We start from the raw sequence: 11,035 nt of genomic DNA on the forward strand, positions 1-11,035 counted from the left end.
CAATCACCCATTCCCAATTACCAATTACCGATTACCAATTACCCTTACCCATTAATTACCATGTCTAAACCTGTAATTTTGTGTGTTGATGATGAAGCCGTGATTTTAGAAAGCTTGAAGGCTCAATTGAGAAAAGCATTAGGAAGTTCCTATGTTTATGAAGTAGCCCAAGATGCTGAAGAAGCCTTAGATATTATTGATGAATTAAATGAAGATGAGGTGAGCATTTTATTGATTGTTTCCGATTGGCTGATGCCAGGAATGAAAGGCGATGAATTTATGATTCGCGTGCATCAAAAATTTCCTAATATTGTCAAAATTTTATTGACAGGGCAGGCAGATCAAGAAGCTATCGATCGAGCTTATGCAGCAGCTAATTTACATCAATGTTTGTTTAAACCCTGGTCGGAAAAAGAGTTGATCGAGACGGTAAAGTCTGGATTAGAAAAATTATGACAAAATTTTATAAAAAACTTGTGATTGTTTGTGTAGATGATGAAGCTACTATTTTAACGAGTTTGAAATCGGAACTGAGAAAAGCCTTCGGAGAGGAGTATAGAATCGAAATAGCTGAAGGGGGTGAGGATGCCTTAGAGTTACTGGCAGAATTAATTGAAGAGGGTGATGAAATTCCCTTGATTATTTCCGATTACATTATGCCGGATATGAAGGGAGACGAACTATTGCGTCGCGTTCACGAAATTTCTCCAAAAACTCTGAAAGTAATGCTGACTGGGCAAGCTACTATTGAAGCGGTTGCTAATGCAGTCAAATACGCTAAACTTTATCGTTACATCGGTAAACCTTGGCAGGATGAAGATTTAAGACTAACGGTAACAGAAGCAATCCACAGTTATAGTCAAGATAAACAACTGGCACAAAAAAATTATCAACTTATAGAAATGAATCAAGAGTTAGAAACCCTGACTCGCAGGCAAGCTAAACTAATTGCAGAACTTCAAGAAAAAGAAAGTTATTTACAAGCACTTAATGAATCTTTTTTACGTTTTGTTCCTCGTCAGTTTCTTCAATTATTAAAAAAAAATAGCTTTCTAGATATTCAATTAGGTGAACAAATTCAGCAAGAAATTTCGGTGTTATTTTCAGATATTCGAGATTTTACCAGTTTATCAGAAAGGATGACACCGGATGATAATTTTAAATTTATTAATGGTTATCTCTCTCGGATGGAACCCGCGATTATCGAAAATAATGGGTTTATTGATAAATATATTGGTGACGCGATCATGGCTTTATTTAGTGGAGATGCGGATCGGGCAGTCACAGGTGGAATTGCTATGCTACAAAGGCTAGCGGACTATAATACCACGCGCACGAGACCCGAACGTCCGCCGATTAAAATTGGCATTGGCATTAATACGGGGATATTAATACTGGGAACTGTGGGTGGTACATCTCGGATGGATGGAACTGTCATCGGCGATGCGGTGAATTTAGCATCTCGTTTGGAGGGATTAACTAAAGAGTACGGCGTGCCTTTGCTGATTAGCGATCGCACATTTCGAGCCTTAAAAAATCCTGAAAATTATGACATTCGTTTGATCGATCGCGTTCGAGTCAAGGGGAAATCGGAACAGGTAGGCGTGTATGAAGTTTTTAATGCCGATCCCCCGGCATTGCGAGAAGGGAAGTTAGCCATGCAAAGCAATTTTGAACGGGCGATCGTTTCTTATCATGCCTCTGATAAAGAGGTGGCAATTCGACTGTTAGAGCAATGTTTGCAAGCCAATCCTGGGGATACAGTGGCTAGAATGTATTGGCAACGCTGTCAGTAAATTGACCATGATATTTAAAATACCCGACTTTTGGAACAAATCGGGTATCCATTGGCGATCGCCCACTAATCTCGAACCTAACGCCTTCTACGGCTTCCGAAAGCCGGACTCCGACTGGGTGTACGAGAGTTTCCACCGCTACCAAAACTTGGAGTGCGCCTTTGCTGCGGGGAAGTTGGTTTTGTCGATCGTCTCAAAGTGCTGCCACCATAACCCGAACCGGTCGATCGATTGGCATTGGGCGGTACTGGGCGACGAGTTGCTGGGGCGTTGGATGTGGGCGATCGCAAGCGGCCAGTAGTCCTTAAAGCTTGACGGTTTCTGACAGCGGCTGGGGGGGCTTGATAGCGAGTTTGATATTGATTAACAGCCTCGCGGTAAGTGTTACCGTACCCGCCATATCCTGTGAGAATCACTCCCGGCTGATAGACTGGTGGCACATAATATCGCGGTGTGAATAACAAACTGCCGATCGCCTGACCGGCCAAAGCCCCAGCAAACGGAGCCCAGAAACCAGATTGCTGTCTCACTACCACTGTTTGTGGCTGACCTGTTTGAGGATTACTTACTGTTTCGGTCACGTTATGAACGTACTCTATTTTAAAATCTTCAGTCAAATGCAAACTGGTTTTATCTTTTTGTAAATTCAGATAACTTTTTTTACCCTGGGATATTTCCTCATCCGTTAACCTAGCCATTTGCAAATCTCTCGATCGATAAACAGAGGAAGTACCGGGGGGAGTATTGAGTAACATCAAACTATATTCCCCCTCACTATCGTCGTAGGTAGCTTGCTGTAAGGGATATTGGCCTGGACTTAAATTATTATTGCTAGGGGGGGCAGAACGGACAGTATTAACATTCTGATTTGCCTTCGGCGTCGTGGGACTGGGAGAACCACAGGCTATAGTGGTCACGCACAATGTTAAAGCCATGAAATAAACTATCAATCTTCGCAGCATAAATACTAATTGGTTATTGGTTATTGGTTATTGGCGTCGCCCTGCCCTTCGACTACGCTCAGGAACCGCGAAGTCGAAGGGTTATTGGCGTCGCCCTGCCCTTCGACTACGCTCAGGAACCGCGAAGTCGAAGGGTTATTTGTTATTGGTTATTGGTTATTGGTTATTTTAGGCACAGTCTAATTACTAACTAATGACTACTAACTAATGACTACCAACTACTAACTACTAACTAATGACTACTAACTAATGACTACTAACTAATGACTTCCCTAGAGAGGAATGAGCTCGGAAAAATTTACCAACAATTGGTCGTTAGTAAGTTCGTCTCCCAACTGTGCGGGCGAAAAGTGAATTTGGATAGCTCTGAGCCTTTGCTGATAGTATAAATTAATCAGTGCTTTTAAACCCTCTTTTAGGGCGCTGATGTCTGCTAGGTCTGTTTCCAGTTGGGGAACTTCGCCTTCATAGGCTACTGTCAGCATCACCACGACATTTCTAGTCACGGGCAAAGATAAGGGAGAATTGCGATCGTCCACAGAGTTGCTGTATTGAGGTTCGCTCAGATAGCGTTCTGCTGAATCTGTAAACAGTTCATCTACATAATCGCCTGCTTCCCCTTCATCCCAAAAAACGTCACCTTCGTTGGCCGCTGATTGCCAGTAGTTATCGTACTGCAATAGGTGATTGCAAACTTCTACCAAGCCTTCTCCGAGGACTGTTAAATCCCCATCGGCGTCTATGGCATCTCTGGCAGTGCTGTTGAGAACTCCCAACAATGGTGCAACTTCTTCACCAGTGAGGTGAATGAACACGCGACAAACTGCAAATCGCGTTTTACCTGTAAATTGATTGAATCGATCGCCAATAGCATTCATAACCCATGGTTTTAATCTATAGTCATATATTTTACAGTTTAAAATGAAAATTTTATGTCTATCTTGTGATGGATTTTGAGTAATCGGTGAGTACCTGAAGTAAATCGGAGTTCCGATTTACTCCAAATTGGTGCTACCGCAAGATTACTATTGGACGATCGCACTTGGGGCAGATTCGATCGGGCGAGACGATCCCAAATCCAGTTCGCCACCTGGTGCTTCCGGGTGTTCCCGAACTACTCCCAGGGGTGATGCACTTTCAGTTGCAGCCATCGGGGACTCGGAGTCAGTATCCGTGGGAACTTCCAGGTATGCTTCCATCGATTCATCGGCGATCGACTCTTGAAAAACTTCAAAATTATCACTCATGGCAGCGCAAGCAGCCTGAGCCCGCTTGCCTACGCGGTAACTCATGTAAGCAGCACCACCGCCCAAAACCCCAGCTAAGCCGAGAAAACCCAAAGCTAATGTTTTGTAAGATTTACAGGGATTCATTTGAGCCTGGCCACCGGAACCAACTAGGGTTGTTCCAGAACCAGATTGAGCAGCATTGGATTTGCTGTAGGGACAAGGAAAAGCCAATGCTGCGTCGCCTAGTGCAATACTGCTCGCGATCGCAACGGTGGAAGCAATGCCAGCTAACACTTGAAACTTTTTCATGGTCCTCTGGATTTTGTAAAGGATAATTAAAAAAATAATGGTAACAGCTCTTCACAAATCTATCAACTCTCAGAGCACCCACAATCGCGACTCGATCGGCAAATATCCACAATCAACAGCAATCACCACTGCCAATTGCGTGTCCCAACAAACAACCCAAAGCCTTGTCTGGCAAGCATTTGAGCGAATACAGAGGGGTTGCTTTCCGGAGGTGTCGCCCAGAGTGCGATCGCACCCCCCATGAAAAAATCTGATATCAAAGAGTAGAAAATTTAATTACACAGTGACAAATACTTGGTGACAAACTACTTTTAAGGTTATTTTTGAAAAGACTTAGTTATGGCAAGCAATGTCAGTAACTCAGGTCTAAAGACGCTGAGTTTCCCACTTACCGGACTTTTTTTATGACAGACAGCAAGGATCAAGGCCAAGTACGATCACCTCGCCGATTGTTGGTAACAGGTGGCGCTGGATTTATCGGCTCCAATTTTGTACATCACTGGTGCAGTAGCTATCCAGGCGATCGGGTAGTGGTACTCGATGCTCTCACCTATGCAGGAAACAGAAAAACCCTAGCCAGTTTGGAAGGGGGAGAAAATTTTCGGTTTGTACAAGGGGATATTTGCGATCGGGCCCTGATCGATACCTTACTTCAAACCGAAAACATCAACACAGTCGCCCATTTTGCAGCAGAATCCCACGTCGATCGATCGATTATCGGGCCCGCAGCCTTTGTCCAAACAAACGTTGTCGGAACCTTCACCCTTCTCGAAGCCTTCCGCAAGCATTTTGAAGCAATAGACGACTTGTCCCTCAAAGCACAAATGCGCTTTCTCCATGTTTCCACGGACGAAGTTTATGGCAGTCTTGGCCCCGACGACCCAGCATTTACTGAAACAACCGCCTACGAGCCCAATAGTCCCTACTCAGCCTCAAAAGCCGGTAGCGACCACCTCGCCCGCGCCTATTTCCATACCTACGGCGTCCCCACAATTATCACCAATTGCTCTAACAATTACGGTCCCTATCACTTCCCCGAAAAGCTAATTCCATTAATGTGCATCAATATGCTTTTGGGCAAACCATTGCCAGTTTATGGCGACGGTCAAAACGTCCGAGATTGGCTATATGTACTCGACCACTGCCGAGCTTTAGATGCCGTAATCCACAACGGTAAGCCGGGAGAAACTTATAATGTAGGCGGCAACAACGAAGTAAAAAATCTCGATTTAGTCAAGATGCTATGCCAACTAATGGACGAGTTGGCAGAAGATTTACCCGCCCGTCCCTGCGAACAATTAATCACCTTTGTCAAAGACAGAGCCGGACACGATCGACGTTATGCTATTGATGCAACCAAAATTAAAAATGACCTAAATTGGACTCCTTCAGTCACAGTAGAGGAAGGTTTGCGGCGTACTGTGGAATGGTATTTAGCCAATCGTGATTGGTGGGAGCCACTGCTGTCGGAAGAATATCAGAGTTACTACCGCAAAGTCTACACTAATTAGTCAGTAGTCAGTAGTCAGTAGTCAGTAGTCAGTAGTCAGTAGTCAGTAGTCAGTAGTCAGTAGTCAGTAGTCAGTAGTCAGTAGTCAGTAGACAGTAGTTATTGGTTATTAGTTATTAGTTGGCTGTTATTTGTTATTGTTATTAATTAGTGGTTGGTAATCATTAGTTAGTAGCTCCAATAACCAATAACCCTTCGACTACGCGGTTCCTGAGCGGAGTCGAAGGGCAGGGCACCGCAAATAACTAATAACCCATAACCAATAACCCTTCGACTACGCGGTTCCTGAGCGGAGTCGAAGGGCAGGGTACCGCAAATAACCAATAACCAATAATGAAAGCTTCCACTACAAAGAGAAAGCAACAATGACCGAAATGAAATGGATCGATCGCCTCCTGGAACCTAAATACTGGCTGTTAGGCATAGCCTCCGGTTTGATTGTCATACACCTGACTCTCACTGCTAGAACAGACAGTACAGACCTATTCGGCACAATGTTACTCTTCTGGGGAGTCGTAGCATTTCTCATTTGGGAAAGACACGAAACCTTAACTTTAGAAAGCGGAATTTTTAGCAGTTGCTTTGGAGCATCATTAATTGCTTTCATATTGCTCAAAAGTTCGTCCATATATGGCTACGACTTTTTTATCAGGATCACACCTTTCTTATCTGGCATCAGTCTGGCTTTGCTAGCTTCAGGAACCAAAGGACTGAAACAATATTGGCAGGAACTTCTAATTCTCGCCTATACAGGTATTCCTCCCGGATTCATCGGAATATTTATTAATGTTGCCCTATTAACTGCTAAGTTTTCAGCTTTTATCCTCCACTATTTAGGATTTGAAGTGGTTCGTCAAGGAGTATTTCTCATTCTAGAAAAAGGCAGTGTGGAGGTATATCATGGCTGTTCTGGAGTGAATGCAATCCTACAATTATTAGGACTAGCAATCGTGTTTTTACTAATGTTTCCTACAACCAACGCACAAAAAATTGTAGTGCCGATAGTTGCAGTCCTTATTGGATTTGTAGTCAATGCAGGTAGAGTTGCTCTCATGGCTGTACTGGTATCACTATCTCAACCGGAAGCATTTAAATACTGGCATGAAGGAAATGGATCAGTAATTTTTTCAATGATTGCCGTCTTCCTGTTCGGGTTATTCTGTTGGTTGGCAATCTTGCAAGACACGCCCCATCAAAAAACAACTAATCACTAATGGCTATTACCTATTGGAAAACCGCGAGAATTTCACTTTTAGCGGTTACGTTTACAGGGGTTTTATTAGTTATAGGAAGATTGACACTCTATTCATCGGCCGATAATTTTTCCCTGACTCCCTTTGATTTTCCAGAGTCCGTACCTCTAAGTGATTGGCAAATGCAGGAGAGTACACCTCTGAAAATTAGCGATAGTTCTCAAATCAAAGTTGGGCGAAAGTATGAATATCAAAAAAATACCACTACTCTAGAAATAGAGATGCGTTATGTGGTTGGAACCAGCGGAGATGTTGAAAATATGATGAAGGGACATACTATTCTCAAGTCGTCTCCTGGTAAACTAGCATTGGCAGAAACTCAAGCTGTGGGTTTTTACGGAATTTTGCCCCAGCAAAATCGACTATACCTGAGTTCCTGCATAAATCCCCGCGGCCGTGCTACAGTGACAGCCGAACAGTTTAGATACAATCGAAATACTCGTGACTGGAATTTCAACCGTATTTTGTTTTGGCTATTGGGTAAGGGAAATATTCAAGATCAGCGCTGTTTGTGGACCCAAATGTCTATACCTTTGAACCAAACAAAGCCTGAAGATGCCAAGAAAATTCTAGAGAATGCTTGGGTTTCTTGGTATGGGTGGTGGCAGCCCAGATTTCCCGAACCTTAAGTCAAGTCAACAGAGATTGTTCTTAACAACAGGCGTATTATTTTGTCAGTAACTCAGGTCTAAAAACGCTGAGTTTCCCACTTACCGGACTTTTTTTATGAATGACATACAAGGCGAGCAAGGTTTTTCTATATACAGGCTGCGTTGGATTGGCTACGGTCTATTAATTTTGTCATTATTAGATACGATCGCTGTTCTGATACCAGCAAATTTTGGCAATCGTGTGTGGGAATTGCAGACGATTGGGGCTGTGGTAGAACGAGTACCAGTTCCTCTGTTGGCCATGACCCTCATATTTTTTGGAGAAGGTTACGATCGCAGAAGCTTGGAAGACATCTTTTTGAAGTTTTTGTCTTGGATTTGTCTATTACTGGCCCTGGTATTTCTGTTAATGCTACCCTTGGGGATTTTTGGCACTATTTATGTGAACAATCAAAACAATAAACAGATTACCAATCAAGCAAACCAACAATTAGCTCAGTTGCAGCAAGTGGAAGAAAGGCTGAATAAGGGTACTCCCGAAGACTTAAAGAATTTGGGTACTGAACTAAATCGCCTGGGAGTAGCAGCGGATACGCAAAACCCCCAGGAATTGAAAACTAAAATTCTTTCGAGAATTACTCCGGCGAAGGAACGTTTGCAGGCCCAAAGCGCAGTGGTGCAGTCAAATCAGCGCTTGGGGCTATTCAAAAATGCGATTAAGTGGCTGTTGGGGGCGCTGATTTCTAGCGTTTTGTTTTTTATGCTGTGGCGCGGTACTGATTGGGCTCGATAGTAGTGTTGAGTTGTAAGTTTTGAGTTAAATATCAGGTGCGCAATGCGCACCTGACGAGCTGATAAATAGGGTTAGTCATAGTAACTTGATTTAAAGGTTAAATAGCAGAAAGAAAAACAAGTTAGTATAGTTTAACGCGCTACTTTGAAATTGGAATCTTCCGATTTTCAGTTTTAATATAAATAATTTTTGTTTTAGCATCTCGTTCAAGGCTGAGAGTTCTCGAATTTTCGTAAGAATCGTCTGAATTGTCACTAGGCTCGAAAGGGCTAACTGCGTAGCAATCACAGCGGATACCGAAACGATCGCATTTGCCAATGATATAAAAATTATCGCCGTCAATTGCCGTTCTCAAGCCTAAGTTGTATCTATAGCCGTCAAACTCAGCACTGGCTAGGTGATCGTAGCCGACAAACAACTGTGAAAAAAGACTGAAAACCGCGATCGCCAAAGCTAGCACAGACAACCCAATTGCAGCCCAGGTAGTAGAGGAATTTGTCTTCTTCGTTGCTTCATACAATGGAACAACCATGAGCACCAACACCACCAGCAAAATTATGCCAGTCAGTGGCATACCTCCATGATTGTAAAAAAGCACTGCCCAGTAAAAAACAGTGATTTTGTCGATTGGTCTATCATTTTCCAAATCGCCTTGCAAATTAGCTGGTTCCCCTCCTAAAAACCCAGATATGCTAATCAACACTGCCAGTACCAGAACACCAATACCAAGCAACATTTTCCAATTTTTCCAGCGATTTTTTTGTAACATTTCTGTTTTTTACACTTGATTTTAGTAGATTATACGGTTGGCTCTATATTGGTATTTACTACTAATTTAGATGCTGACCAAGAGTATGTTCTAGTTTGTCGGCAATGCCTTCAACCCAATTTTCATCTTGTTTTGTATAGCTGCGAGGCGCGTTAGCACCTAAAATTAAAACGCCTTGATTGCCGATGGGCTGACAGATAACTCCTTGAGTATTTTCAGGTAAATAGTCAAATTCAATTTTGCCGGGATAAATATTCAAATTTACTAAATAAACTGGTTTGTTTTTATCGAATACTCGCTGCAAGATTGGGCCTGGTTTAACTTCGGGATTGACTCCTAAAATGCCGCGTCGCAATAGAACTTTTCCTTGATATAAAATAACGATCGCCCTTGTGGCCGTATTTGTCAATAGCAAACGGGAGGCCCAAGCCAATTCTATTTTCACCACATCCGGCAAATCCGGCGCAAATTCAAAACCTTCTTCGCCAATGAGTTGGACTGAATCGGGCGATCGCGCCTGCACCTGCTGCCATAGCAAACCTGTTAAAATCAGTACAGCACTGATAATGACCCCCAGAGCATCGGAGCGAGCTTGAGAATCAGTGAGTTGCTCAGTCAGCAAGCGATTGACCATCAGCAGCGTACCGGCTAATCCTCCTGCAACTAAGGGCAATTGCCGCAAAACTCTATTTGGGTCAGATTTTGTCATTTGTCAATTGGCAGTTGGCAGTTGGCAGTTGGCAGTTGGCAGTTGGCAGTTGGCAGTTGACAGTTGGCAGTTGACAGTTGTGGTTTTTCTGATAACCAATAACCAATAACCGCTGACTGCTGCCAACTAGCTACTGACTAATGACTACTGACAACTGACTAAACTTTAACCAACTTCCCCAGGTTCGACAATGCGCTGGAACAGATAGCCGGTGCCACGGGCGGTGAGAATTAATTCAGGATTGCTGGGGTCATCCTCTAACTTGGCTCTCAAGCGAGAGATGTGAACGTCCACTACACGGGTGTCTACGTGGCGCTCAGGCGTATATCCCCAAACTTCCTGCAAAATTTCCGATCGCGAAAAAGGCTCTCCAGAACGGCTGACAAGCAGCTCTAACAAGCTGAATTCCATACCAGTGAGCCGAATCCGTTCGTCACCTTTATAAACTTGGCGTTTGTTGGTGTCAATCCGAATATTCGTTACCTGGATGACTCCCGAACTGGGAATTCCCGAAGCGCCGTTTTTATCAACTCTGCGCAGTACGGAACGGATGCGAGCTTCTAGTTCCTTGGGAGAAAAAGGTTTGACGACGTAATCGTCTGCGCCTAATTCTAAACCAGTGATGCGATCGGCTACATCTCCCAAAGCAGTTAGCATGATAATAGGCACATCAGATTCCTTCCGCAACTCCTGACAAACCCCATAGCCATCCAGCTTTGGCATCATCACGTCCAAAACCACTAAATCTGGTTCGGTGTTGCGAAATATATCGAGAGCTTCTTCACCGTCGGCTGCGGTGACAACATCATAGCCAATCATGGAAAGGCGAGTTTCCAGAATCCGCCGGATGCTGGCTTCGTCATCGACCACCAGAATTTTTTCTTTATGGTTTTCCAAGTTACTCAACACTCCTTAAGTTAAATTCGAGATAATGTTTATTTTTTTGTACTCTATTATTAAGACACAAGTGCGATTCGTTTAACCTAGCGCGACCTGAAATGGTCGTTTAGTATGCGGAACCGCCTCCGCTAAGGGAGTCACACCCCTTACCCTCACGTAAAAGACTCTCAAGAGTCCGGTCACGGCCCAGTAGG

The 11,035-nt window shown here is 43.6% G+C and carries 12 protein-coding genes; 6 read left to right on the plus strand and 6 right to left on the minus strand.

Translation table 11 applies throughout. The features are described 5' to 3' along the window. The first annotated feature begins 60 nt into the window (after window positions 1-60). Window positions 61-456 carry a response regulator gene (locus tag ACBR23_RS17075; RefSeq protein WP_371115072.1) on the plus strand — a complete coding sequence of 132 codons (396 nt, stop codon included), beginning with the start codon at window positions 61-63 and terminating at the stop codon, window positions 454-456. After that, the gene (locus ACBR23_RS17080) at window positions 453-1,796 is read left to right on the plus strand and encodes an adenylate/guanylate cyclase domain-containing protein (protein ID WP_371115073.1); all 1,344 of its coding nucleotides are present in this window, start codon (window positions 453-455) and stop codon (window positions 1,794-1,796) included. Before ACBR23_RS17075 ends, ACBR23_RS17080 begins: the two co-directional genes overlap by 4 nt. 77 nt (window positions 1,797-1,873) lie before the next feature. On the opposite strand, the gene ACBR23_RS17085 is transcribed toward ACBR23_RS17080, so the two are convergent. The 3 genes from ACBR23_RS17085 to ACBR23_RS17095 all read right to left on the minus strand — a co-directional run bounded on the left by ACBR23_RS17085 (window position 1,874) and on the right by ACBR23_RS17095 (window position 4,296). Then, window positions 1,874-2,758, minus strand: coding sequence for a hypothetical protein (locus tag ACBR23_RS17085; protein ID WP_371115074.1), 885 nt, complete (start codon window positions 2,756-2,758; stop codon window positions 1,874-1,876). A gap of 272 nt (window positions 2,759-3,030) precedes the next feature. Further along, window positions 3,031-3,636 (minus strand): DUF1517 domain-containing protein, encoded by a 606-nt coding sequence (locus tag ACBR23_RS17090; protein WP_371115075.1) that lies wholly within the window; start codon window positions 3,634-3,636, stop codon window positions 3,031-3,033. Between the two features lie 147 nt (window positions 3,637-3,783). Further along, entirely contained in the window at window positions 3,784-4,296 is a 513-nt protein-coding gene (locus tag ACBR23_RS17095) for a hypothetical protein (RefSeq protein WP_371115076.1), read from the minus strand. Window positions 4,297-4,700: 404 nt separating this feature from the next. On the opposite strand from ACBR23_RS17095, the gene rfbB reads away from it, so the two are divergent. From rfbB to ACBR23_RS17115, 4 genes are all read left to right on the plus strand, one after another. After that, window positions 4,701-5,807 (plus strand): dTDP-glucose 4,6-dehydratase, encoded by a 1,107-nt coding sequence (gene rfbB, locus ACBR23_RS17100; RefSeq protein ID WP_341736731.1) that lies wholly within the window; start codon window positions 4,701-4,703, stop codon window positions 5,805-5,807. A 364-nt stretch (window positions 5,808-6,171) separates the two neighbouring features. After that, a complete protein-coding gene (crtA, locus tag ACBR23_RS17105; RefSeq protein WP_371115077.1) occupies window positions 6,172-7,020 on the plus strand; it encodes a cyanoexosortase A in 849 nt (282 codons plus the stop codon). Continuing rightward, on the plus strand, window positions 7,020-7,688 hold the full coding sequence (locus ACBR23_RS17110; RefSeq protein ID WP_371115078.1) for a cyanoexosortase A system-associated protein: 669 nt from the start codon (window positions 7,020-7,022) through the stop codon (window positions 7,686-7,688). The genes crtA and ACBR23_RS17110 overlap by 1 nt, the downstream gene beginning before the upstream one ends. A 97-nt stretch (window positions 7,689-7,785) precedes the next feature. Then, window positions 7,786-8,463, plus strand: coding sequence for an HpsJ family protein (locus tag ACBR23_RS17115; RefSeq protein WP_371115079.1), 678 nt, complete (start codon window positions 7,786-7,788; stop codon window positions 8,461-8,463). A 139-nt stretch (window positions 8,464-8,602) separates the two neighbouring features. Here ACBR23_RS17115 and ACBR23_RS17120 read toward each other — a convergent pair whose 3' ends face one another. The 3 genes from ACBR23_RS17120 to rpaB all read right to left on the minus strand — a co-directional run bounded on the left by ACBR23_RS17120 (window position 8,603) and on the right by rpaB (window position 10,838). Beyond that, window positions 8,603-9,232 carry a hypothetical protein gene (locus ACBR23_RS17120; RefSeq protein ID WP_341736734.1) on the minus strand — a complete coding sequence of 210 codons (630 nt, stop codon included), beginning with the start codon at window positions 9,230-9,232 and terminating at the stop codon, window positions 8,603-8,605. A gap of 61 nt (window positions 9,233-9,293) precedes the next feature. Further along, a complete protein-coding gene (locus ACBR23_RS17125; protein WP_341736735.1) occupies window positions 9,294-9,941 on the minus strand; it encodes a cofactor assembly of complex C subunit B in 648 nt (215 codons plus the stop codon). A gap of 165 nt (window positions 9,942-10,106) precedes the next feature. Next, window positions 10,107-10,838: a response regulator transcription factor RpaB gene (gene rpaB / locus ACBR23_RS17130; RefSeq protein WP_340525754.1), complete on the minus strand. Its 732-nt coding sequence runs from the start codon at window positions 10,836-10,838 to the stop codon at window positions 10,107-10,109. Window positions 10,839-11,035: the final 197 nt, after the last annotated feature.

Source organism: Microcoleus sp., assembly GCF_041354475.1.
Classification (GTDB): domain Bacteria; phylum Cyanobacteriota; class Cyanobacteriia; order Cyanobacteriales; family Microcoleaceae; genus Microcoleus.